This is a genomic window from Mesorhizobium sp. L-8-10, assembly GCF_016756635.1.
Classification (GTDB): domain Bacteria; phylum Pseudomonadota; class Alphaproteobacteria; order Rhizobiales; family Rhizobiaceae.
Genome location: NZ_AP023263.1, coordinates 1,456,689 through 1,478,147, shown reverse-complemented (window position 1 = coordinate 1,478,147; position 21,459 = coordinate 1,456,689). Strand labels below are relative to the sequence as shown.

Annotated in this window: 24 protein-coding genes and 1 pseudogene; 8 read left to right on the top strand and 17 right to left on the bottom strand. The window is 65.4% G+C overall.

The features are described 5' to 3' along the window. Positions 1 to 57: 57 nt before the first annotated feature. Positions 58 to 633, top strand: a complete 576-nt coding sequence (locus JN280_RS06785) for a DUF4865 family protein (protein ID WP_202310953.1) — start codon at positions 58 to 60, stop codon at positions 631 to 633. 369 nt (positions 634 to 1,002) lie between these two features. Here JN280_RS06785 and JN280_RS06780 read toward each other — a convergent pair whose 3' ends face one another. Together JN280_RS06780 and purH are read right to left on the bottom strand one after the other, a co-directional pair. Then, positions 1,003 to 1,467: a thermonuclease family protein gene (locus JN280_RS06780; RefSeq protein WP_202310952.1), complete on the bottom strand. Its 465-nt coding sequence runs from the start codon at positions 1,465 to 1,467 to the stop codon at positions 1,003 to 1,005. A gap of 223 nt (positions 1,468 to 1,690) precedes the next feature. Then, on the bottom strand, positions 1,691 to 3,307 hold the full coding sequence (gene purH / locus JN280_RS06775) for a bifunctional phosphoribosylaminoimidazolecarboxamide formyltransferase/IMP cyclohydrolase (protein WP_202310951.1): 1,617 nt from the start codon (positions 3,305 to 3,307) through the stop codon (positions 1,691 to 1,693). Between the two features lie 381 nt (positions 3,308 to 3,688). Here purH and JN280_RS06770 point away from each other — a divergent pair, with 381 nt between their 5' ends. Then, on the top strand, positions 3,689 to 3,847 hold the full coding sequence (locus JN280_RS06770) for a hypothetical protein (RefSeq protein ID WP_202310950.1): 159 nt from the start codon (positions 3,689 to 3,691) through the stop codon (positions 3,845 to 3,847). A gap of 107 nt (positions 3,848 to 3,954) precedes the next feature. On the opposite strand, the gene JN280_RS06765 is transcribed toward JN280_RS06770, so the two are convergent. The 6 genes from JN280_RS06765 to pdxR form a co-directional block, all read right to left on the bottom strand. Further along, a complete protein-coding gene (locus JN280_RS06765; protein ID WP_202310949.1) occupies positions 3,955 to 4,665 on the bottom strand; it encodes a helix-turn-helix transcriptional regulator in 711 nt (236 codons plus the stop codon). Further along, on the bottom strand, positions 4,662 to 5,069 hold the full coding sequence (locus JN280_RS06760) for a hypothetical protein (RefSeq protein WP_202310948.1): 408 nt from the start codon (positions 5,067 to 5,069) through the stop codon (positions 4,662 to 4,664). The genes JN280_RS06765 and JN280_RS06760 overlap by 4 nt, the downstream gene beginning before the upstream one ends. A 42-nt stretch (positions 5,070 to 5,111) precedes the next feature. Continuing rightward, complete coding sequence (locus tag JN280_RS06755; protein ID WP_202310947.1) at positions 5,112 to 5,480, bottom strand: VOC family protein; 369 nt, start codon at positions 5,478 to 5,480, stop codon at positions 5,112 to 5,114. Between the two features lie 56 nt (positions 5,481 to 5,536). Further along, positions 5,537 to 6,178 carry a DJ-1/PfpI family protein gene (locus JN280_RS06750; protein ID WP_244743058.1) on the bottom strand — a complete coding sequence of 214 codons (642 nt, stop codon included), beginning with the start codon at positions 6,176 to 6,178 and terminating at the stop codon, positions 5,537 to 5,539. Next, on the bottom strand, positions 6,150 to 6,317 hold the full coding sequence (locus JN280_RS06745; RefSeq protein ID WP_202310946.1) for a hypothetical protein: 168 nt from the start codon (positions 6,315 to 6,317) through the stop codon (positions 6,150 to 6,152). The genes JN280_RS06750 and JN280_RS06745 overlap by 29 nt, the downstream gene beginning before the upstream one ends. 128 nt (positions 6,318 to 6,445) lie before the next feature. Continuing rightward, on the bottom strand, positions 6,446 to 7,879 hold the full coding sequence (gene pdxR, locus JN280_RS06740; protein ID WP_202310945.1) for a MocR-like pyridoxine biosynthesis transcription factor PdxR: 1,434 nt from the start codon (positions 7,877 to 7,879) through the stop codon (positions 6,446 to 6,448). A 113-nt stretch (positions 7,880 to 7,992) separates the two neighbouring features. Between pdxR and JN280_RS06735 the strand changes: the two genes are divergently transcribed. From JN280_RS06735 to JN280_RS06725, 3 genes are read left to right on the top strand one after another with little or no spacing between them, the layout of a single operon-like run. After that, positions 7,993 to 8,229 carry a thioredoxin family protein gene (locus tag JN280_RS06735; RefSeq protein ID WP_202310944.1) on the top strand — a complete coding sequence of 79 codons (237 nt, stop codon included), beginning with the start codon at positions 7,993 to 7,995 and terminating at the stop codon, positions 8,227 to 8,229. Between the two features lie 15 nt (positions 8,230 to 8,244). Further along, on the top strand, positions 8,245 to 8,946 hold the full coding sequence (locus tag JN280_RS06730) for a glutamine amidotransferase (protein ID WP_202310943.1): 702 nt from the start codon (positions 8,245 to 8,247) through the stop codon (positions 8,944 to 8,946). Between the two features lie 35 nt (positions 8,947 to 8,981). After that, the gene (locus JN280_RS06725; protein WP_244743055.1) at positions 8,982 to 9,725 is read left to right on the top strand and encodes a YggS family pyridoxal phosphate-dependent enzyme; all 744 of its coding nucleotides are present in this window, start codon (positions 8,982 to 8,984) and stop codon (positions 9,723 to 9,725) included. Positions 9,726 to 10,000: 275 nt separating this feature from the next. On the opposite strand, the pseudogene JN280_RS06720 reads toward JN280_RS06725, so the two are convergent. After that, a pseudogene (locus JN280_RS06720) lies at positions 10,001 to 10,212 on the bottom strand (ATP-binding protein); the annotation flags it as partial. A 240-nt stretch (positions 10,213 to 10,452) separates the two neighbouring features. On the opposite strand from JN280_RS06720, the gene JN280_RS06715 reads away from it, so the two are divergent. The 3 genes from JN280_RS06715 to JN280_RS06705 all read left to right on the top strand — a co-directional run bounded on the left by JN280_RS06715 (position 10,453) and on the right by JN280_RS06705 (position 11,775). Beyond that, positions 10,453 to 10,770 carry an ArsR/SmtB family transcription factor gene (locus JN280_RS06715; protein ID WP_202310941.1) on the top strand — a complete coding sequence of 106 codons (318 nt, stop codon included), beginning with the start codon at positions 10,453 to 10,455 and terminating at the stop codon, positions 10,768 to 10,770. Next, the gene (locus JN280_RS06710) at positions 10,767 to 11,243 is read left to right on the top strand and encodes an SRPBCC family protein (protein ID WP_202310940.1); all 477 of its coding nucleotides are present in this window, start codon (positions 10,767 to 10,769) and stop codon (positions 11,241 to 11,243) included. Before JN280_RS06715 ends, JN280_RS06710 begins: the two co-directional genes overlap by 4 nt. A 298-nt stretch (positions 11,244 to 11,541) precedes the next feature. Further along, entirely contained in the window at positions 11,542 to 11,775 is a 234-nt protein-coding gene (locus JN280_RS06705) for a DUF6429 family protein (RefSeq protein WP_202310939.1), read from the top strand. A gap of 685 nt (positions 11,776 to 12,460) precedes the next feature. Here the strand turns inward: JN280_RS06705 and JN280_RS06700 are convergent. The 8 genes from JN280_RS06700 to JN280_RS06665 form a co-directional block, all read right to left on the bottom strand. Further along, positions 12,461 to 13,474 carry an NADP-dependent oxidoreductase gene (locus JN280_RS06700; RefSeq protein WP_202310938.1) on the bottom strand — a complete coding sequence of 338 codons (1,014 nt, stop codon included), beginning with the start codon at positions 13,472 to 13,474 and terminating at the stop codon, positions 12,461 to 12,463. Positions 13,475 to 13,477: 3 nt separating this feature from the next. After that, positions 13,478 to 15,094 carry a class I adenylate-forming enzyme family protein gene (locus JN280_RS06695; RefSeq protein ID WP_202310936.1) on the bottom strand — a complete coding sequence of 539 codons (1,617 nt, stop codon included), beginning with the start codon at positions 15,092 to 15,094 and terminating at the stop codon, positions 13,478 to 13,480. Between the two features lie 14 nt (positions 15,095 to 15,108). Further along, on the bottom strand, positions 15,109 to 16,290 hold the full coding sequence (locus tag JN280_RS06690; RefSeq protein WP_202310934.1) for an acetyl-CoA C-acyltransferase: 1,182 nt from the start codon (positions 16,288 to 16,290) through the stop codon (positions 15,109 to 15,111). 12 nt (positions 16,291 to 16,302) lie between these two features. Next, on the bottom strand, positions 16,303 to 17,364 hold the full coding sequence (locus JN280_RS06685; RefSeq protein WP_202310932.1) for a phosphotransferase: 1,062 nt from the start codon (positions 17,362 to 17,364) through the stop codon (positions 16,303 to 16,305). A 16-nt stretch (positions 17,365 to 17,380) separates the two neighbouring features. Continuing rightward, a complete protein-coding gene (locus JN280_RS06680; RefSeq protein ID WP_202310930.1) occupies positions 17,381 to 18,598 on the bottom strand; it encodes an acyl-CoA dehydrogenase family protein in 1,218 nt (405 codons plus the stop codon). 92 nt (positions 18,599 to 18,690) lie between these two features. Beyond that, on the bottom strand, positions 18,691 to 19,419 hold the full coding sequence (locus tag JN280_RS06675) for an SDR family oxidoreductase (RefSeq protein WP_202310928.1): 729 nt from the start codon (positions 19,417 to 19,419) through the stop codon (positions 18,691 to 18,693). A gap of 1 nt (position 19,420) precedes the next feature. Further along, positions 19,421 to 20,533, bottom strand: a complete 1,113-nt coding sequence (locus JN280_RS06670; protein ID WP_202310926.1) for an IS630 family transposase — start codon at positions 20,531 to 20,533, stop codon at positions 19,421 to 19,423. A 56-nt stretch (positions 20,534 to 20,589) separates the two neighbouring features. Then, positions 20,590 to 21,219, bottom strand: coding sequence for a TetR/AcrR family transcriptional regulator (locus tag JN280_RS06665; protein ID WP_202310924.1), 630 nt, complete (start codon positions 21,217 to 21,219; stop codon positions 20,590 to 20,592). Between the last annotated feature and the right edge of the window lie 240 nt (positions 21,220 to 21,459).

The window sequence follows — 21,459 nt, the reverse complement described above, 5'->3', positions numbered from 1 at the left end:
ATATGCTTTCATAATTCATGGCACTCGGCAATGCTTCGTCCAGCGATGGAGGTTCCGATGTTCATGATGCAATACACCCACCGGCTGCCTGCCGATTACGAGATGGGCCGCATCCGCGAACGTGCCGGTCTGCTCGGCAAGACGTGGGACGATACGAAAGGCCTGGGCTTCAAGGTGTTCCTCGCACAGGAGCGCGGCAATCGTGGCGCGGTCGGCAACAGTTATGCCTCGCTTTATCTCTGGCTCGAGGACGAGGCCGCGGTCGACTTCATCGCCGACGATCGTTTCAAGGCGGTGACCGGGACGTTCGGGCGCCCCGCGATCGAGACCTGGCTTCCGTTCGCCCTGCATCTCGGCCGCGCTTGCGAGGCTTCGGCGCTGCACCGCGAGGACCTGCCGATCGATGCCGGAGCGGATATTGCCGCCGTCAGGCACGCCGAAGGCGAGCGTAACATGGCCCTTGCGCGTCGCGCCGGCACATTCGCCGCCATCACCGCGATCGATTTCTCGTCATGGCGGCTGTCACGTTTCCTGCTGTCGGCCCAGGCCGTCGATCGGCCGGGAAACGGCCTTGTCCATGAGGTCCTGCATCTGGCGAAGCCGGGCATGCCGGCTTTGCTTGCGGCCGCGTGAACGAAATCGATCCGACGTTCCACCCGAACAATGGAAGGGTCACCGTTGCAGCCGTGTCTTTTGGTCTTGCGCAAGACGCTCGGACATCCCAAGTTGCTGGTGTGTCCAACAGATCGAAAGGAGGTGATCCGATGTCGAGTGATTTCGTTTTCCAGAACGTGGCCTCAGCGGATTGCCCTTTCGGGAAGCAGCCTTCCTGAAACAGAGCATGACGCGCGGTCAGTGATCGAGGCAGATCACGGCTGACGGCCGCGCCACGGACGAAAACACGGAAAGGCCGCCGGCTTCGGGAATGAAGCGGCGGCCTTTCTCTTTCCCGGGATCGAACCGGCGACATATCGGGCACGCGACCCGCAGCAGCAATCGCGGTCAGCGGCACCAGCCGCCGCGCTTGCCGCCGCTATAGGGGCGCACCAGCGCCCGGGCGAGCAGGGCCGGGCCGACGGAGAGACCATCCTGCGTCGCGACGTCCGCCAGAACGCGCCCGTAATATTTGGCGCCGCCGATATTGCTGAGCCGGATCGATGCGCCAGTGATCAGAGCGTCGAGTTCGTCGCGGGCCAGCAGTGCCGCCTCACGTTCCTTGCTGCAGCGGGCCTTCATCTCCGGCGCGTCGATGCCGCGGATGCGGATATTCACCGTCACGGAATGGCCCGGCCAGACATGCGCTTCCGCCAGGAAGGTGTCACCGTCGATGACCTCGATGACGGTGGCCTCGACCGGTCCCGGGAACGGCCTGCGCCGCGCAGCCTCGGCCGGGACGTGCAACGCGACGAGGGCGGCCGCCGCAGCGACCATTCTTCTCGTCTCCAGCCGCCGCGTGTTCGCCGCCATTCAAGGATTTTGTTCCTATATGACGGATCAGGCAATGCTGCGAGTGGAACCGCAGCTCACCATCCCGCAGCGACCATTCCGCGGTGCTTCAAAGCGCGTTGCGAATGTCGGGCGGCCCGCTGCTCAAAGAGCTCCGTCAGGAACGGGATTCACGCGACCCGGCGCGGGTTCTGGATTGAGCTCTTCATCATCAAACGGCTGCGCGCTCCGAAGAGCCATGCCTTCAATGCCGGAAGTGGCGGACTCCGGTGAAGACCATGGCGATGCCGTGTTCGTCCGCTGCCGCGATCACCTCGTCGTCGCGCATCGAGCCGCCGGGCTGGATGACTGCCGTCGCGCCGGCCTCGATCGCCGACAACAGCCCGTCGGCGAAGGGGAAGAAGGCGTCGGAAGCGACGACGGATTCCTTTGCGAGGGACTCGCCGAGACCCGCCGCCTTGGTGGCGTCGTCCGCCTTGCGCGCTGCGATGCGCGAGGAATCGACGCGGCTCATCTGACCGGCGCCGATGCCGACGGTCGCGCCGCCTTTGGCGTAGACGATGGCGTTCGACTTGACATGCTTGGCCACGCGGAAGGCGAACTTCAGGTCGGCCATCTCGGCCGCAGTCGGTGCCCGGCGCGTAACCACCTTGAGGTCGATACCATCGACCACGGCATTGTCGCGCGACTGCACGAGGAGCCCGCCGGCCACCGACTTCACCGTCATGCCGGGAGCGCGCGGATCGGGCAGGCCGCCGGTGAGGAGGAGGCGCAGGTTCTTCTTCGCGGCGATGATCGCCTGCGCTTCCTCGCTCGCCTCCGGCGCGATGATGACTTCGGTGAAGACCTTCACGATCTCTTCGGCAGCCTCGGCGTCGAGCAGGCGGTTGACGGCGACGATGCCCCCGAAGGCCGAGACCGGGTCGCAGCGCAGCGCCTTCCGGTAGGCCTCCACCAGCGATTCGCCTTCGGCGACGCCGCAGGGATTGGCATGCTTGATGATCGCGACCGCGGCGGCCGCCGAGGGATCGAACTCACCCACGAGTTCGTAGGCGGCGTCGGTGTCGTTGATGTTGTTGTAGGAGAGTTGCTTGCCCTGCAATTGCCTGGCCGTGGCAACGCCCGGCCGCTTCTCGCCCGTGACATAGAAACCCGCCTGCTGGTGCGGGTTCTCACCATAACGCATGACATTGTCCAGCTTGCCCGCGAAGGCCCGCCAGGTCGGGTGCTCGACGTCGAGCGCCTCGGCGAACCAGCCCGATATCGCCGCGTCATAAGCGGCGGTGCGGGCAAAGGCCTTGGCCGCCAGCCTCTTGCGGAAGTCGAGCGACAGGCTGCCGAAGTTCATCTCCAGCGCGTTGACGACGGACGCATAGTCCTCGGGATCGGTGACGACCGCGACATAGGCATGGTTCTTGGCGGCGGCGCGCAGCATGGCCGGCCCGCCGATATCGATGTTTTCGACGACCGAGGCATAGTCGGCGCCCGAATGGCGCACCTCCTCGAAGGGATAGAGATTGACGATCACGAGGTCGATCGGCGCGATGCCGTGCTCGTTCATGGCCGCGACATGGTCGGGGTCGCCCCGTACCCCGAGCAAAGCGCCATGGACGGAAGGATGCAGCGTCTTGACCCTGCCGTCCATGATCTCCGGAAAACCCGTCAGTTCCGACACGTCGCTCACCGCAATGCCGGCCGCGGCGATCGCCTTCGCCGTGCCGCCGGTGGAGACCAACTCGACGCCGGCATGAGAAAGAGCGGCAGCAAATTCGACGAGGCCGGTCTTGTCGGAGACCGACAGAAGCGCACGGCGGACCGGAACGAGATCGGGCGCGGGAATGTTCTTCGATGCGACCGCCATGGCGGAGTTCCCCTATATACCGTATCGGCCCGAGAACCAGGGTTCGGAAGGCGCGATGCGTGGCTTCAAACCGCTGGAGCGCCCATTGTGCTCTCCGATGAACACGCCACGCTCCAGCCTTCGCGCGCGGCCTAACACATGAACGGCCGAAGCGAAACGGAGAAAGCCAAGGGCATTTTGAATGCGCCGCCAGATTGAGCCTTTCCAACGCCACCGCATCGTGTTCGGATCGCTTTCCCCGTGGTTCACCACGGCGCATTCATGCCTCGTCTTAAAGACGCGATAATGCGATACCCGGACTGACAGACCCGCGTCGTCCTGTAAAAAACTGGGAATTTACAGGACAAGCCTGTTTTTCGGCGGCGCGCGAGCCATCGACGAATGATGATACTCGTCGCCGTCAAACGAACTTCAACGGACTGGCCGGACGCACTTTTCGAAGTTGAAATGATCCGTCAGAAAATCGGCGAGGCCGGCCCTGTCGTCAATGGAAAAGCAGGCGGGGCAGCAAGAAGTGATGCGATAGGTTCCAACCTTTGACCGTCGTGCCGCCCCTCACACCAACGGCCGGAGGTCGTGTCGACTGTGCGCTTCTCTCCCGACCGGCGAAGGGTCGCCCGGCCTCGCAGGATAGGAAGGGCGCAACGCTAGGTGCGGCGCTGCGCCTGATCAGGCCCCTCGCCCCGCTCTAGGCTGCGATAATAGTCCGCGAGCATCTTGCCGCGCTCCGGGCGGAAGGTGCGTCCGGCGCATTTGACCGAACCGATGCGGTCGATGCGGAAGGCCCGGAAATCATTACGCATTTCGCACCAGGCGATCAGCGTCCAGACCTTACCCCAGAACCACAGGCCGAGCGGCCGCACCTCGCGGGCCGTGCCGCGCCCTGCCTCGTCGCTGTAGTCGAGTTCCAGCACGTCGCGTTTCTCGACGGCCCGTTCGATCAGGTCGATGGCCTCGCGATCGGCGTCGGTCACCACCCACATCGGCGTGTGGATCTCGGTGCGGGCGATACGGTCCTTCTCGGCGTCCGGCAGGACCGCGCCGATCTTGACCAGCGCCTCCTCGGCGGCGCGCGCCATTGCAGCCCCTCCGAAAGCGCGCACCATGCGGGCGCCGGCGACCAGGGCGACGATCTCATCCCTTGTGAACATAAGCGGCGGAAGGTCGAAACCCTCCCTCATCATGTAGCCTACGCCCGCTTCGCCATCGATCGGCACTCCGGTGGATTGGAGATCGGCGATGTCGCGATAGATCGTGCGTTCGGAAACCTCCAACCACACACCGAGCTTCTGCGCAGTGACGAGGCGCCCGCCACGCAGATGCTGGACGATCTGGAACAGCCGGTCGGCGCGTCTCATGCGGGCAGGCCCTCTTCACGGCGTCTCTGATGCACGAACTCGGCACCGAAGGAGAGACGCCCGGTTGTCGGTGTGGCGGCGTCGAGCACGCGCCAGAATGGCGTGATATCTTCGAGAGGCGCGCCGCGCTCAAGAGCCTCATGCGCGGCCTCCGCGACGGTCCGCAGATGGTAGCCGGTGTAGATCGGGCAGGTCACCTCGGTATCGTGACGCTCGGCCAGCATCTTGCGCATGGCCTTGACGTCGACATGGCTACCCCGCGGAATGGAGCGCATGAACTCGTCGACCAGTTTCGGCGTGGGCACGAGCATGATCTCGCCCGCCTTCATGCCGGCGATGCTCATCGGCGCCGGCTTGATCTCTACACGGGCCGGCGCGTTGAACTTTTCGGTCCAGCTCTTCATGGTCAAAAGCCTTCGACTTCGGCCGGAATCCGGCTCCGCCGCTCAGACGAACAACCCGAAGCTGTTGCCGTCGGGGTCGATACAATAGACGAAACTGCCTGAAGGCACAGCAAGGATCGGCGAAACCACCTGGCCGCCATTCTCCTTCACGCGTTCCATGGCGCTCTCGAGCGGCGCGGCGACGAAAAGGTGGACCGTGGGCCCCGTCCCGTCCCCGGCCGGCTTGCCCGGATAGAGATGACCGGCCAGTTTCTCGTCCTCGCTCGGAAAGATGGCGATCGGATTGGGATCACCCTCGATGACGGGGATCTCGGTCTGCAGCACGGCGCCGTAGAACGCGCGCGCCCGATCGAGGTCGCGCACCGGTATCTCGAACCAGGCCGATGCGCGGGCGGGCACGTATGACGTCATCGCATGGTCTCCTCTTCGGACTGCATCTGTCGCATGATCCTCCTGACAGCATTCTGTCAGGAGGATTGGCGGGAGACGTACTCCCTGGCAAAGATGGTCGGCATGTGCGCGAGCTGCGCTTCTTCTTCCGGAAACAGCGTCTCAAGATATCGATGCGCAAAGGTTCCAGGTGCGGAACCGGGCGCAGACACCACGTTCCTGTCGGCGACGGCATGCGGCACGTCCTGGTATAGCGCGGCGCCCGCATAGCCCGGTAGCTTCTCCAGTAGCCAGGAACGACCGTTGCTGGTGTGGCGGGCCGCGGCGAACAGGCCGGCGCGCGCCAGCGGCAGGGTGCCGGCACAGATACCGCCGACGACTCCGCCGCGCGCGACGACGGCCTTGATAAGCGCCGATATGTCGGGCGCCTCGGCGGTCGGCCACAGTTCGGAGCCCACCACCGCGATTGCGTCGAGATCGCGATTCTCGCCGGCATCGAGACACAGGTCCGGGACGAGGCGGAAACCGCTCGCCGACACCACCTGCTCTCCGGAAGGCGAAAGCGAAAGGGTGCTGGCGCCGAACCACTCGACCGCGGACGCGGCCAGCAGACCGTATTCCCAATCGGCGAAGCGATCGATGAAGACGAAGCCGATTGTCTTCGACGCCATGGCCGGCATCCCGTTCCGCTCAGGCGCGCCGTGCGCGACGGGCGGCATAGGCGTCTGGCCAGCCGATGTCTTTGCGGATTTCCCTGGGCAGCGAGCTGATGAGCTGCTCGGTGCGAATCTCCTCGCGCATCCGCCTTATCCGGTGGAAATAGTCGCGGGCGATCCCGATCGGATTCAAAGCGTTCATGACAAGTCTCCCTGACGTTACGGCAGCACTATCGCACACCGCTCCTGACAGCAGTCTGTCAGGAGCTGACAGGCCCCGCGCGCCCATGTCATTTCCCGGAACCGCTGCACTCCTTCGGGAGACGCGGCTCAGGGACAGGCGCTTGCGAGCAGCTCGACGGCGTGCTTCAGCTCAGTTGCGTTCAGGCTGCCGAAACCGACGCGGAAGGCTTCCGGCGGATTGGCCGGATCGAGAGCGAAGCGGATGCCCGGCATGACGGAGAGGCCGAGCGCTGCAGCCTTGCCCGCCCAGCTCTCGGCGCTCAGGCCTTGCTCCAGCCGCAGCCAGAGCGCCAGACCGCCGGCGGGAACTGTGAAGGACACCTTGTCGCCGAGCGCCTCCGTCAGCAGCCCGGCCAGACAGGCCCGCCGCTCGGCATAGATGCGCCGCGCCTTGCGCGCATGCCGGCGCATCGTTCCATCCTCGATCAGCGCGGCGAGCGCCTGTTCCAGCGGCTGGTCGCCCTGCCGGTCGATCGCCTCGCGCCGATCCGCCATGCGCTGCAGGAGGGCACCGCTCGCCACCGCGTAGCCGACCCTTATGCCTGGTGCGAGCAATTTGGAAAGCGAGCCGACATAGACCACGCGAAGCTCCTGGTCCGCACGTGCGGCGAGCGGCAGGACGGGACGACCGTCGAAGCGGTATTCGTGGTCATAGTCGTCCTCGATGACGGTGAGGCCATGGCGACGGGCGATCTCCATCAGCTTCAGCCGACGGCCGGCGCCGAGCGTCACCGTGGTCGGATACTGGTGATGCGGCGTGGCGTAGACGGCCTTCAGCCCCGGCTCACTCAGCGCAAGCTCCGACAGCCGCCCGATATCGAGGCCGCCGCCGTCGACCGGAATTCCGACGATCCGTGCCCCGGCGGCGCGGAATGCCGCCCAGGCCAGCGGATAGCCCGGGACTTCGACGGCGATCGTCTGCCCGGGCTCCAGGGCGGCACTGGCCGCGAGAAAGAGCGCCATCTGGCTGCCGCGCGTGACCAGCACCTCGTCGGCCGAGATGACGAGCCCGCGCTCATCCCCAAGATAGCCGGCCAGGGCCTGCCGGAGCGCAGGGCTGCCCCTGACATCGCCATAGGACCCGGCTGCGAGGAAAGCCGGTGCGGCGAGCGCCCGACGAAACGCCCGGGCGAGATCCGCCGATGGAAGCAGCCTCGGATCGGGCGACCCGTCGCAGAAGTTGATCGTCGGCCTCGGCGTCGTGGCCCTTGTTTCCACTGGGACCGCGCGGCGCCCGCGCCCCGCAGCCGCGCTCAGCTCGGGCAGGTCATGCGCGACGAAGGTGCCACGCGACGGTTCGGCGACCAGCCAACCTTGCATGAGAAGCTCGTGATAGGCGGCGTCCACCGTATTGCGATTGAGACCAAGGCTTCTCGCCAGCCCACGCGTCCCGGGGAGCGGATCGCCCGGCTTCAGCCGGCCCCGCTCGATTTCGGTCACGATCGCGGCGGCGAGCTCGAGGAACACGGCCTGCCTGCCGTCTCCCTTCAGCTCGATCGCGATGGCATTGCCCCTGATCAAACCGGCCTACCTCGTTTGGCGAAACCGGACCTTTTGGACCAGCCGGCGAAGGGCTATCGCATGTTGCCTGTGCCGCGGCAAGCCCGCCGCGGAAAACCCAAGGAGGATTTGAAATGGCCGAGAAAGCCGTCTTCCACCATGCTGGTTGTGCCGTCTGCGTCGATGCGGAACGCCGTTTTGCCACCGCACTGGACAGCAAATTCTACGATGTCGATGTGGTCCATCTCGGGCAGGACAAGACACGCATCGCCGAGGCGCAGGCGGCCGGCGTCAGGTCGGTTCCGGCCTTCGTGATCGACGGCAATTTCTATCACATCAATCACGGGGCGGACCTGTCGGCGCTGCGCTGACGGCAGGGGCGAGCGATGAAGACGGCGGTAGCGATCAGGCACGTCCATTTCGAGGATCTCGGCACGCTTGAGGCGGTCCTGGCCGGGGCAGGCTACAAGCTTCTTTATCACGACGTCGGCGTGGTCGATCTGTCGGCCATCGATCCGCTGAGGCCGGACCTGCTCGTGGTGCTTGGCGGCCCGGTCGGGGTCTATGACGCCGACGCCTATCCTTTCCTCGACCTCGAGAAGGACATGCTGGCAATGCGGCTCGCCGCCGGACGCCCGACCTTCGGCATCTGCCTGGGCGCCCAGCTGATCGCCGCGGCGCTCGGCGCCCGGGTGGCGCCCACCAGCCTCAAGGAAATCGGCTTTTCGGAGCTTGCCCTGACGGCGGCGGGTAGCGCCGGTCCGCTTCGGCATCTCGAAGGCACCGCGGTGCTGCACTGGCACGGCGATGCCTTCGCCATCCCCGACGGAGCGTCTCATCTCGCGGCGACGGCTGCCTGTGCGAACCAGGCCTTCGCGCTGGGCCCAAACGTACTTGCCCTGCAGTTCCATGCCGAGGCGCAGGCTTGCACGGGCCTGGAGCGCTGGCTGATCGGCCACGCGGCCGAGCTTGCGGCATCAGGCATCGACCCACGCACCATCCGCGCCGATGCGGCCCGTTTCGGTCCCGCGCTGCGCAAGGCGGCGCGCGCCATGTTCACGGAATGGCTCGAAGGGCTGGATGCCTGAAACGGGCGATGCGGAAGGACGACGGAAATAAAGCCATGAGCAGCATTGCCGACAATCTGACCAGGCTGCGTGGCCGGATCGGCGATGCGGCGGCGCGCTCAGGCCGCACTCCCGACGCGGTGCGGCTGGTCCTCGTGACCAAGACCGTGCCGCCCGAGCGGGTGCGCGAAGCGATTGCCGCCGGCCAGCGGGATCTCGGCGAGAACAAGGTCCAGGAAGGATGGGGCAAGGCCGAAGCGCTCGCCGGCGAGCGCGTCCGCTGGAGCATGATCGGCCATCTGCAGAGCAACAAGGTCAAGGACGTGCTGCGTTTTTCCGACGAGGTACAGTCGCTCGACCGGCTGTCGCTCGCCGTGGCGCTGGAGAAGCGCCTGCAGCATCTCGGCCGCGGGCTCGACGTTCTGGTTCAGGTGAACACGTCCGGCGAGGCCAGCAAATACGGCCTCGCGCCGGAAGAGGTACCGGGCTTCCTTTCCGATCTCGCCCGCTTCGACGCGCTTCGCCCACACGGCTTCATGACGCTGGCGCGCTTCACGCCTGACTTGGATGAGGTGCGCCGCTGTTTTCGTGTGCTGCGCGCCGTCCGCGACCGGGCCCGGCAGGACGCGCCGCAGAGTGGGGCGCTCGCCGAACTCTCCATGGGCATGTCCGGGGATTTCGAGATTGCCATCGAGGAGGGCGCGACGACCGTGCGTGTGGGCCAGGCGGTGTTCGGGGCGAGGCAGCTGCCGGACTCCCACTACTGGCCCGATGCCTTTCCGGCGGTCGTCAAGGCCTGACGGACCGGGGCAGGTGCGCGGCGCGGTCAGAACGGACGAGCGGCCCAGCCTGCGCGGGGCGCGCGATCACGGCTCATTGGCCATTCCGGCGGGTGCCCGGCTCCACCGCTCCTTCTGCTTCCTTTGATCGGCTTGGACGCTGTCCACTGACTGGAAATAGAAAGCCTTGGGCTGAGCGCGTATTCCAGTGATGCTGGACGGTGATTCCGATCTGAAGCCGGACAGTCGGCGTGCCTATGGGCCGTTTGGAGTTTTGGCCGGAACGCAGTTCGCGGTCAAGCCAGGGTCGTTTCCGCAGTGGTCGCGGAGCGCCGCTTTCGCATGCCCTCGCCGCTGAGTTCGATGCGGTAAGCGTTGTGCACGAGGCGGTCGAGAATGGCATCGGCAATGGTCGGATGTCGATCATGTCGTACCAGTGATCGACGGGCACCTGGCTGGTGACGATGGTGGACCGCCTCTCGTACCGGTCCTCGATGATTTCCAGGAGGTGCGCGGCGCTCGACATGACGCGTCCCTTCGAGGCCGTGGCGGCCAAAAGATCGCAAAAGAGTCGAGCAGGGAAGGAAGCCGCGATAGGGCGGAAGCGCCCCGCGTCGGGCGAGGATATGCGGCCCGGTTCTGATATATCAATCCCCTGGCTCGGTATATTTCCGCGCGGGAACCATACATATATCAGGACTCTCATATACGCCTTGCGCACATAATAAGTATGTGCTTATCATAAGCTATGAATTATGATTATGCAGGCATGGTGGCGCTGGCCGACCCCACAAGGCGCAGGGTTTTTGAACTGCTCGCAGAGAGACCGCGTTCGGTCGCGGAACTGACCCACCTGCTGCCGGTGTCGCAGCCGGCAGTCTCGCAGCACCTCAAGGTGCTCCGGGAAGCCACCCTCGTTCGGGCCGAGGCGCGCGGGGCCAGCAATATCTATCACCTCGACCCGCATGGACTTGGGCTGATGCGTGCATGGATCGACCGCATGTGGGGCGATGCCCTGGAAGCCTTCCAACGGGAAATCAACCTGACTCAGGAGGAGAAGCCATGACTGTCGTGATCAAGCCGGCGCCTGTGAAGAAATCCGTGACGGTCGACGCGCCGATCGCGCGCGCCTTCGATGTGTTCACCGCAGGGTTCGGCCGATGGTGGCCGGCCACGCATTCGATCGGAAAGTCGCCGATCAAGAACGCGATCATGGAGCAGAGGACCGGCGGGCGCTGGTATGAGATCGGCGAGGACGGCAGCGAGTGCCAGTGGGGCGAGGTGCTGGCATGGGAGCCTCCGACGCGGGTGCTTCTTGCCTGGCGGATCGGCATGAACTGGCAGTTCGATCCCAATCTGTTGACGGAGGTCGATGTTCGCTTCACCGCGCTCGGCGGCGAGAGCACTCGGGTCGACCTCGAGCACCGGCTCCTCGAAAACATGGGCGAGGAGGCCGGGACGGCGCGCGAAGTCTTCGAGTCCGAACGCGGCTGGGGCAACCTGCTGGCGGCTTACCATGCAGCGGCAGAAAACAGTTGATCGACAGGGATGACGCGAGGACGCTGAGCTGACATGCCGCGTCCAGGACCAGGCTTGGCCTATCCGGCCGCGCCCGGATGATGCTCAGCGCTCGTTCCGGGACATGTGGCCCATCCTGCCTGCCCGGCTTTCGAGCCAAAGGGGCGCGAACGCACCTTCGTCGCCTCCGGCGGCCGATTTCATCGACCGCTGGTATGGCCTGGGCTGCTGGAATATTCTGCGCTGCCGAGTTGCCAGGATTTGGGCGAACATCCGGCGAGGGCTGCGGGCGGCACCGCTTTTCGCGTAGAGGGTTTGCATGGAGATCGACAACGACAGAATCGATGATGCGGCCCTGGGTCTGCTTTGGTTGACGTTGCATGATGACAGGCGCGCCTGGAGGGGGCTGGATTGGGACGTCCTGGATCGCTTGTACGAGAAGGGGTTGATCATGAATCCGGCAAACAAGGCGAAGTCGGTGGTTCTGACCGACGAAGGCCTGCGGCGTTCGGAGGAGTTGTTCCGTATGCTGTTCACGCGGCCGGCGCCATAAGCGCTTGGCGGGCAGCGTCGCAGGCAGGACCTGTGCCTTGCCGTGCCATGCTTCCCGTCCGATCGGGACCGGGTGCGCTACACCTTTTCCGCGATTCCAATCCGCTGCGAAACCGTCGACGGGACGATGGTGCGACGTTCCGCGAGCGCGCCACCGTAGGCTTACCGCAGGAACACCTATCGACCAGTTCAAACGCAAACGGCCCGCCGGGAAGGCGGGCCGTTTGCGATCGGTTTGGTTGCGGGGACTCGCAACACCCGATTCCTGCGATTGGTTGAGGTGGCTGTTCCGCGGTTAGCGGCCTAGCTTTTCGACGTAAGTCCAGTTCGAATCCCTCCCGCTCCGCCATTTCAGACCAGAAATGGGCACTGATACCTCACTCGTGCCCGTCAATCCTCAGCAGCTCATACCCCCTTGTGCGGCGAGTGCCCGCGGTTGTGGTAAAACCCACCCATCGCGCCTATGGGACGCTGCTTGGGATCGTCGATCCTCGCGGATAGCCACCTGGAAGACGAAGGACTTCGAGGGCTTGTTCGACCGCGCGCGGCCCATCGTGGGCCATGGGGGTTTGTGGCATCCAGACGCGGCCGCAGGGCTTCTCTGCCTTGCCTGACCTTCTTCTCGCACGCGACCCTGCGTTTGCTCTTGCCAAACAACGAACTCTCGAAGCCGTGAGATATGTGACTCAGATCTTGACCATCGCCTTGCCGAAATGGCGCCCGGCCAACATGTCGATGAAGGCTTGGGGAGCGTTCTCGATCCCCTCGGTGATATGTTCGCAGTGCGTGAACAGGCCAGCTTGCGACCATTCCAGCGCCTTGCACACGAACTCCGGAATCCGGTCGAAATAGCGGGAAGCCCGGAAGCCTTCGATCCGCAGCGATTTGTAGACGGCGGGCCAGAGGCTGGGACCAGGCAGGAAGCCGTCGTCGCGGCTGTATTCCGAGACCAGACCGCAGACGATCACGCGCCCGTCCTGATTCATGCGGTCGTAGACGGCGCGCAGGATGTCGCCGCCCACATTCTCGAAGCCGACATCTACCCCGTCAGGACATGCGGCATCGAGCTGCTCCAGGAAATCCGCCGCCTTGTAGTCGACGCATGCATCGAAACCATAGGCATCGACGACGGCGCGACATTTTGCGGCTCCCCCGGCTATACCGACCGCACGAGCGCCCAGGATCTTTGCGATCTGGCCAACCGCGGCCCCGGTCGCGCCGGCCGCGGCCGAAACCACCACTGTCTCGCCCGGCTTTGGGCGGCCCAGTTCGACCAGGCCGACATAGGCGGTGAAGGATGATAGACCGAGCAGACTCAGCCACCGCGGCAGCGCCGCGCGTTCCGGATCGATGCGCCGCGCCTCCGAACCCTGCACGGTGGCATGGCTCTGCCAGCCGAACATGCCGAACACATGGTCGCCGGGCCGGTGCAGCGGACTGCGCGATTCCAGCACCACACCCAAGGCCGGCGACGGGATAGTGGCGTTGAGCGGAACGGCCCCGGCGTAGGCCGAGACCTCGTTCATGCGAGGCCGCAACGCCGGATCGAGCGAAAGATAGGTCGTCTCCACAAGGATCTCGCCCTCGTTTGGAATAGCGATAGGGGCTGTGGCGATATGAAAATCCTCGCGCCTCGGCTGACCCAGAGGCCTCGCGGCAAGCCTGACGTGCGTCGCAGATCGCACGGCCGCGATATTCATCGGTCAGTCTTTCTCGGCCACAAGGCGGGACCGCGCCTCGGCGGCTAGGTCGGCACGGCGCACTTTTAGCGACGGCGTGCGCGGGAAAGCTTCGAACAGCAGCAGGAACTCCGGCCACTGATAGCGTGGCAGGCCAGCTCTCTGCAGATGCGCGCGAATTTCCTCTAGATCGAGCGCATGGCCGGGCTTCAGCCGCGCGCAGGCGCAGACCCGCTCGCCCAGCCGGTCGTCCGGGACGCCGACGACGGAGAGTTCCGCGATCGCCGGATGCGTGCCCAGCGCCAGTTCGATCTCCGCCGGCTGGATCATGATGCCACCGCGCCGGATCATCTCGGACGCGCGCGCGACGAAGGTCAGGAAGCCGCCCCCGTCGAGCCGGCCGCGGTCGCCGGTCGCGAACCAGCCCTCCGGATCGATTGCCCGCGCCGTGAGATCGGGTCGCGCCTGATATCGCCGCAGGCGGTTGGGCCCCCGCAGGAAGACGTTGCCGACCTCGCCCGGCCCAACCGGCCGGCCATGTTCGTCGAGCACTTTCATCTCGGTTCCCGGCAGCGTGCGGCCGTCCGAGCCGAACAGGCCGGAGTCGGCGTCGCCGGGTGCGCACGTGCAATGTCCCATCGATTCCGACATGCCGTACATCGGGAGCGGCACGCCGCAGAACAGGCCTGCCGCCTTGCGCCGCTGATCGGCGCTTGCGCCCGCCAGGATCGCGCGGCTGAGCGAGCTGAGATCGAAGCTGTCGAGGTCGTCCCGGATCAGCGCGTCGTAGCAGTGTGTCGGCATCAGCAGCGTGTAGGTGATGCGTTCGCGCTCGATGATGGAGAGGCAGGTTTCGACATCCCATTTGCGCATGAGCACGGTGGAAGCCCCGGCGAGGAAGGCCAGCATCGCGCCCAGCACGGTGCCGCCGACGAAGCCGAACTCCAGGGCGACGAGCACCCGGTCCGAAGGGCCGACCTTGTGGAACCTGGCCAGTGCCTCGGCCGCGAAGCGCAGCGAATTCCCGCTGTGGACGACGCCCTTCGGCGCCCCGGTCGAACCCGAGGAGTAGAGCACGATCGCGTCCGCGTCGGGCGACGGCGGATTTGCGGCCAGGGGCGCAGCGGCGAGACAGTTCGTCCACGGACGAACTTTGGCATGATCGCCCGCGCTATCGGCATCCACGACGAAGGCCGCTTTCACCGTTGGCGAATTGGCGAGCACGTGCGTGATCGTCGGGCCGGTGTTGTCCTCAAGCAGGATCAGCGCCTCCGCCGCAGCGCTGTCGGCCACGGCGCAGATCTGCGCGGGCGAGAACATCGGCGGCAGCGGAATCGAGACGAAGCCTTGGGAATAGCAGGCAAGCAGCGAGGCAAAGGCATCGATCGAATTGCGCGCTTGGACGATGACGGCGGCACCCGGCCGGACGCCTGCCGCAGCAAGGCCTCCGGCTATGCGCTGCGCACGCGCCAGGAGTTCGGGCAATGTCAGGACATGGTCGCCTTCCCGCACCGTGGCGGCTCGGCCCGGCCCCTGCGCGGCGGAGACAAAGCTCGCCCACAATGGTTCGGAACGCCATGAGCCCTCCGCGTACCAGTCGGGCTCGCCTGAGAGTTCGGTCGTGTCGGCCTGCGTGGTCATCGCTGCGCCTCTCGCTACAATATCTCGAACAGACCGGCAGCCCCCATTCCGCCGCCGATGCACATGGTGACGACGCCGTAGCGCGCCCCGCGGCGCTTGCCTTCGATCAGCACATGACCCGCCATCCGGGCGCCGCTCATGCCGTACGGATGGCCGATCGAGATCGCGCCGCCGTCGACATTGAGCAGTTCGTCGGGAATGCCGAGCCGGTCGCGACAGTAGAGGACCTGCACCGCAAACGCCTCGTTCAGCTCCCAGATGCCGATGTCATCGATCGTCAGGCCATGCCGTTCGAGCAGGCGCGGTACGGCGAAGACCGGCCCGATGCCCATCTCGTCCGGCTCGCAGCCGGCGACCGCCAGACCGCGGAAGACGCCGAGCGGCTCGGCGCCGCGGCGCTCCGCCTCCGCCTCGCTCATCAGCACGCAGGCGCTGGCGCCGTCCGACAGCTGGCTGGCATTGCCCGCCGTGATGGTGCCGTCCTGGCGCACCGTCTTGAGCCCGGCAAGGCTCTCGGCCGTGGTGTCAGGGCGGTTGCCTTCATCCTTCGACAGAACGGTCTCGCGCTGGCTCACGGCTCCTGTCGCCTTGTCGGCGACCGACATCGTCGCCTGCATCGGGACAATCTCGGCGTCGAAACGGCCAGCCGCCTGCGCATCGGCCGTGCGCTTCTGGCTGGCGAGGCTGTAGGCGTCCTGTCGTTCGCGCGAGATCCCGTAGCGCGCCGCGACGGTCTCGGCGGTGTCGATCATTTGCATGTAGAGCGCGGGCTTGTCGCGCAGGATGTCCTCATCATTCCAGCGGAAGAGATTGTAGTGCTCGTTCTGCACCAGGCTGATCGATTCCACGCCGCCGGCGACCGCGATGGGAACGCCGTCGAGCGCAATGGCACGCGCGGCGTTTGCGATCGCCTGCAGCCCCGACCCGCACTGGCGATCGACGGTCGTACCGGCCACCTGGACCGGCCATCCCGCCCGGATCAATGCCTGCCGGGCGACGTTGAAGCCGCTGGTACCCTGCTGCTGCGCACAGCCGAGGACGACGTCCTCCACCTCGTCCGGCGCTATCCCCGCGCGTTGGATTGCATGGCCGATCGCATGCGCCGCAAGCGAGGGCGCTGAGGTAGCGTTGAAGGCTCCGCGATAGGCGCGGCCGATAGGAGTGCGGGCGGTGGATACGATGACGGCGGCTGGCATGATTCAAGTCCCTTAGTTGCGCCCGTCGAGACGGGTCTGTTCCCAGGCCATGTCCGCCGCCTGCGCGGCGAGCTTGCCGACCTCGAGCGCATTGGCGTTCGAGGCGGTCCCCTGAAGCGCCCTGCTGTAGACGCCCTGCAGGATGGCCGCCGTGCGAAACAGCGAGAAGGCCAGATAGTAGTGCCAATGGTCGATGCCCTTGCGCCCAGCCGCGGCACAATAGGTGGCGACATAGTCGGCTTCGCTCGGGATGCCCGTCGCCACATAGTCCAGGTCGCGCAGGCCGCCGATACCGGGGAAATCCGGATCGACGCGGTACGGCAGGCAATTGTAGGCTAGGTCGGGCAGCGGGTGGCCGATCGTCGCCAGTTCCCAGTCGAGCACTGCCAGCACCTTGGGCTCGGTTGGGTGCAGGATCATGTTCTCCAGCCGGAAGTCGCCATGCGCGATCGCCGCCTCGTCGCCTTCGGGGATGTTGCGGGCGAGCCACGGCATCACCTTGTCCATCGAGGCGATCTCGTGGGTCCGCGTCACCTCGTACTGCTTGGTCCAGCGCGCGACCTGGCGGGAGACGTAACCGGTCGGTTTGCCGAAGCCCTCGAGGCCGACGGCCCGCCAGTCGACCGTGTGCAGTCTGGCCAGGGTCTCGGCCTGGACGTCGTAGACGGCGCGGCGTTGGCCCGGCGACAGACCGGGCAGCGTCAGGTCGCGGATCACCCGGCCTTCGATGCCTTCCATCACGTAGAAGGGTGTGCCTATGACGGACGCGTCCTCGCACAGGACGATCATGCGCGGCACGGGAACGTCCGTTCCGGCCAGCGCCTTCATCACCTGGTACTCGCGCTCGACCTGGTGCGCCGATGGCAGCAGCACGCCCGGCGGCTTCTTGCGCAGCACCCAGACGCGGTCATCCGACTGGATCAGGAAGGTCGGATTCGACTGGCCGCCGCGAAACTGTGTGACGCTCGCTGCGCCCTGCTGTTGGGGAATGTGCGGCGCCAGGTAGTCGAGCAGACGCGCGACCTCGAACTCATGGCCGCTGCGGATTGGAGTCGTTTCGTCGGCGAGGCTCATCTTGCGTGCCGCCCGTTCACCACGGCTTTGCCGGAAGGTCACGCCCGAGTTCCATTTTGGCGATCGCGGCGAGATGCACCTCGTCCGGACCGTCGGTCAGCCGGACCGCGCGGGCAAACGTCCACGCGTCGGCGAGACCGAAATCCTCGCTGACGCCGGCGGCGCCATGCACCTGTATCGCGCGGTCGAGCACGCGGAAGGCCATGTTCGGCGCCGCGACCTTGATCTGGGCGATCTCGCTGCGGGCGGCCTTGTTGCCAACCTTGTCCATCATGTTCGCCGCGTGCAGCGTGAGCAGACGCACCTGGTCGATCTCGATGCGCGACAGGCCGATCGCCTCGCGCACCATTCCCTGGTCCGCCAGCGGCTTGCCGAAGGCGACACGCTGGCGGGCGCGGGCGATCATTGATTCGAGTCCCCGCTCGGCCACGCCGATCATCCGCATGCAGTGGTGGATGCGGCCGGGGCCGAGACGGCCCTGCGCGATTTCGAAGCCCCGTCCCTCGCCGAGCAGCATGTTCCCGACAGGCACCCGCACGTCCTTGTACTCGATCTCGAAATGGCCGCAGGGAATGTGCTCGTATCCGAACACTTTCAGCGAGCGGATCAGGCGCACGCCCGGAGTGTCCTTCGGCACCAGGATCACGGAATGCTGCTGGTGGCGCGCGGCGTCCGGGTTGGACTTGCACATGACGATGAGGATCTTGGTGCGGTTGTCGCCGGCGCCGGACGTCCACCACTTGCGCCCGTTGAGCACGTAGTGATCGCCATCGCGAACGCAGGAAAGGCTGATGTTCGTGGCGTCGGAAGACGCGACGGCGGGCTCGGTCATCGAGAAGGCGGAACGAATCTCGCCGTCCAGCAGCGGCTTGAGCCACCGCTCCTTGTGCTCGTCCGTGCCGTAGCGCTCCAGCACTTCCATGTTGCCGGTGTCAGGCGCCGAGCAGTTGAAGACCTCCGGGCCGATGTAGGAACGCCCCATGATCTCGCACAGCGGCGCATATTCCAGGTTGGTCAGGCCGGCGCCGTCATGGCTCTCCGGCAGGAACAGGTTCCACAACCCTTCTTCCTTCGCGCGCCGCTTGAGCTCGTCCATGATGGCGGGACTGTCCCAGCGGTCCGCGAGTTCCGCCTGCTGCGCCTTGTAGACGCTCTCGGCCGGATAGACGTGCTCCTCCATAAACGCCTTGACGCGCCTTTGCAGGTCTAGGGACCGTTCGGAGAACTCGAACATCGACTGGGCCTCCCCCGTAATCGCAACCAATGATCGGGGAGATTCCTACGCAATAAAAAGGCAACCGTCTAGTCGGTTGTTTATAATTTATGTCAGATGGCCGTCAGTCCGCCGTCGCTGACCAGCTCACTACCGGTGACGAAACCGGACAGTGAAGACAGCAGGAAGACCGCCGCGCCCGCCACTTCTGACGTCAGCGCCAGCCGGCGCATGGGGTTGCGGGCCGCCGCGACGCTCTCCGCCGTCAGGGCCGGGTTTCTGATGTCTGCAACGATCGTGTCGGCCATGTTGCCGGCCATCAGGCTGGGGTGAAGCGAGTTGCACCGGATCACCGGGTCGAAGCGGGCTCCGTGCAAGGCGACCGATTTGGACAGGATCCTGACGGCACCCTTCGACGCCGTGTAGGCGATGTGGTCGGCACTTCCGACCAGCCCGCCCGTCGAACTGACATTGACGATCGACGCGGCGGTGCTCTTGCGCAGGAGCGGCCAGGCCAGCTTGCAGCCGAGAAACAGGCCGTCGACATTGACCGACATCACATTGCGGAACGCGGCAAGGTCCGTCGTCTCGACATTGCCGACATGAATGATGCCGGCATTGTTGACGAGTCCGTCGAGCCGGCCGTGCCGCCTGTCGATCTCAGCGCATACCTCGCTCCAGCTGGCTTCGGACGTGACGTCGTGCGCGGCGTCGATCGAGCCGTCCGGTTTGAGATCGGTGGCGAACGGCGTCCCACCCTGTTCCCGCACCGCCGCCACGATCGCGCTGCCCAGGGCGCCCGAGGCGCCTGTCACGAGTACGATCTTGTCCTTGAGCAGCATGCTAGTGTTCCGACTCCAACGCTTGGTTCCTGCTCTTGGCGGCGTCAAGAGTAGCGCGGGCGCGGTGGACTTTGGCGAGGATGACATCGGCGCTCTTGGTCCACACGAAGGGCTTCGGGTCGGCGTTGTGCGCGTCGAGATAGTCGCAGATAGCGGTCTCGAGCTGGGCGACGCTCGTGAAGACGCCGCGCCGGATGCGCTTCCTCGTGATCTCGGCGAAGAAGCGCTCCACCTGGTTGAGCCAGGACGACGACGTGGGGATGAAGTGCAGCTTGAAGCGCGGATGCTTGGCGAGCCAGTCCTTCACCGCCTGGGTCTTGTGGGTGGAGTAGTTGTCGACGATCAGGTGCACGTCCAAGGACTTCGGTGTGTTGCGGTCGATGGTTCTGAGGAAACGGATGAACTCCTTGGCCCGATGCTTGGGCTGGCATTCTCCGATCACCGCGCCAGTCTTCACGTCGAGCGCGGCGAACAGCGTGGTCGTGCCGTGGCGCTTGTAGTCGTGGGTCATCGTGCCGGCGCGGCCTTTCTTCATCGGCAGGCCGGGCTGGGTGCGGTCGAGCGCCTGGATCTGGCTCTTCTCGTCCACGCAGAACACCAGCGCCTTGTCCGGCGGGTTGAGATAGAGGCCGACGACGTCGGTCACCTTTTCGGCGAACTTCGGATCATTCGACAGCTTGAACGTGGTCACCAGGTGCGGCTTCAAGCCCGCCTCCGCCCAGATGCGCTGCACGCTCCTGTGGCTGATGCCGACCGTCCTGGCCATCGTCCGCGCGCTCCAGTGCGTGCCGCCGCCCGGCGGCCGCTCCTGCGCCGTCTTGGTCAGCACGGCGAGCTTCACCTCCACCGAGAGCGGCTTCTTGCGCGCCGGCCGCGTCTTGTCGCGCAACAGCCCGTCGACGCCGGCCTCGATGTAACGCTCTTGCCAGCGCCACACGGCGGGCTTCGACTTCCCCGTGCGCCGCATGATCGCCATCGTGCCGAGCCCGTCCGCCGTCGCCAGCACGATCTCGGCCCGCCAGGCCGCCTTGCGCGACGTGTTGCGATTCGCCACAAGCCGCTCGAGCCGAGCCCGGTCCGCCGGGCTCACGTAAATGCAGATGTCGTTCCTCATGGCCGCACACTGACTGATTTGCGGCCCGAAGGGAATCATTTGTTAGCGCCTGAACACTAGCGCTGCACCGCGATGCCGCGCGCGAAGATCTCGAAGCACTGCCTCGCCACGAGTTCCGGATCGGGGTCCCGCGACGGCCGATACCACTGGTAAGCCCAGTTGCAGATGCCGAAGAAGCACAGGGCGGTCAGCCGCACATCACCGCGAACAAGCACACCGGCGTCCATTCCATCGGACAGGACCTTCATCACGAGTGCGGTATAGTCCTGCCTTTCCTTGCGGATCTTGGCCTGCTGTTCCTCGCTCATTTCGCGCTGATGCTCGAAGAACGAGCGCACCGTGCCCGGGGAGTCCCGCATCTGGGTGAATATGTCCTCGTAAACGCCCCGCAGGATCGCCAGGCAGTCCTGCCCCTCGCGCACGCGTTCGGCCATGTTCTCGCGCATGCGCACGATCATGGACTCCTGCATGTTGAACAGGATCTCGTCCTTGCCCGTGACATAGTGGTAGAGTGTCGGCTTCTTCAGGCCGGCCGCTTCCGCGATCATCTCCATGTTGACGCCGTGATAGCCGACCCGGTCGAAAAGATGCGCTGCTTCGCGCACGATGTCGCTCCGCCTCTGGCGGGTGAGTTCGATGTCGACCTTGGGCCCACGTTTTCGCGGCGCCGGCTTTTCGGTCATCATCGTCCCGTCCCGATCTTGGCTTGAATCGTTCACCGACACTGCCTTCCCTTCTTTTCACCCCGACAGATAACAGGGAAATTATAAACCGTCCAGAAAGTCGAATTAATCCGGGCGTGTCTCCGTACGTATCATTGCCGTCCTGCGCACTTGACAACCAGTCTCTTTGTCGGCATTCATAGACCGACTAGTCAGTCGATCATATAACTCCGCCTAATTCGGACCCTCGAAGCAGGCGCCAAG

Coding starts and splice junctions, on each gene's coding strand:
- JN280_RS06785 (WP_202310953.1), top strand. CDS start 58: ATGTTCATGATGCAATACACCCACCGGCTGCCTGCCGATTACGAGATG.
- JN280_RS06780 (WP_202310952.1), bottom strand. CDS start 1,467: ATGGCGGCGAACACGCGGCGGCTGGAGACGAGAAGAATGGTCGCTGCG.
- purH (WP_202310951.1), bottom strand. CDS start 3,307: ATGGCGGTCGCATCGAAGAACATTCCCGCGCCCGATCTCGTTCCGGTC.
- JN280_RS06770 (WP_202310950.1), top strand. CDS start 3,689: ATGATGATACTCGTCGCCGTCAAACGAACTTCAACGGACTGGCCGGAC.
- JN280_RS06765 (WP_202310949.1), bottom strand. CDS start 4,665: ATGAGACGCGCCGACCGGCTGTTCCAGATCGTCCAGCATCTGCGTGGC.
- JN280_RS06760 (WP_202310948.1), bottom strand. CDS start 5,069: ATGAAGAGCTGGACCGAAAAGTTCAACGCGCCGGCCCGTGTAGAGATC.
- JN280_RS06755 (WP_202310947.1), bottom strand. CDS start 5,480: ATGACGTCATACGTGCCCGCCCGCGCATCGGCCTGGTTCGAGATACCG.
- JN280_RS06750 (WP_244743058.1), bottom strand. CDS start 6,178: ATGCCGCCCGTCGCGCACGGCGCGCCTGAGCGGAACGGGATGCCGGCC.
- JN280_RS06745 (WP_202310946.1), bottom strand. CDS start 6,317: ATGAACGCTTTGAATCCGATCGGGATCGCCCGCGACTATTTCCACCGG.
- JN280_RS06735 (WP_202310944.1), top strand. CDS start 7,993: ATGGCCGAGAAAGCCGTCTTCCACCATGCTGGTTGTGCCGTCTGCGTC.
- JN280_RS06730 (WP_202310943.1), top strand. CDS start 8,245: ATGAAGACGGCGGTAGCGATCAGGCACGTCCATTTCGAGGATCTCGGC.
- JN280_RS06725 (WP_244743055.1), top strand. CDS start 8,982: ATGAGCAGCATTGCCGACAATCTGACCAGGCTGCGTGGCCGGATCGGC.
- JN280_RS06715 (WP_202310941.1), top strand. CDS start 10,453: ATGAATTATGATTATGCAGGCATGGTGGCGCTGGCCGACCCCACAAGG.
- JN280_RS06710 (WP_202310940.1), top strand. CDS start 10,767: ATGACTGTCGTGATCAAGCCGGCGCCTGTGAAGAAATCCGTGACGGTC.
- JN280_RS06705 (WP_202310939.1), top strand. CDS start 11,542: ATGGAGATCGACAACGACAGAATCGATGATGCGGCCCTGGGTCTGCTT.
- JN280_RS06700 (WP_202310938.1), bottom strand. CDS start 13,474: ATGAATATCGCGGCCGTGCGATCTGCGACGCACGTCAGGCTTGCCGCG.
- JN280_RS06695 (WP_202310936.1), bottom strand. CDS start 15,094: ATGACCACGCAGGCCGACACGACCGAACTCTCAGGCGAGCCCGACTGG.
- JN280_RS06690 (WP_202310934.1), bottom strand. CDS start 16,290: ATGCCAGCCGCCGTCATCGTATCCACCGCCCGCACTCCTATCGGCCGC.
- JN280_RS06685 (WP_202310932.1), bottom strand. CDS start 17,364: ATGAGCCTCGCCGACGAAACGACTCCAATCCGCAGCGGCCATGAGTTC.
- JN280_RS06680 (WP_202310930.1), bottom strand. CDS start 18,598: ATGTTCGAGTTCTCCGAACGGTCCCTAGACCTGCAAAGGCGCGTCAAG.
- JN280_RS06675 (WP_202310928.1), bottom strand. CDS start 19,419: ATGCTGCTCAAGGACAAGATCGTACTCGTGACAGGCGCCTCGGGCGCC.
- JN280_RS06670 (WP_202310926.1), bottom strand. CDS start 20,533: ATGAGGAACGACATCTGCATTTACGTGAGCCCGGCGGACCGGGCTCGG.
- JN280_RS06665 (WP_202310924.1), bottom strand. CDS start 21,219: ATGATGACCGAAAAGCCGGCGCCGCGAAAACGTGGGCCCAAGGTCGAC.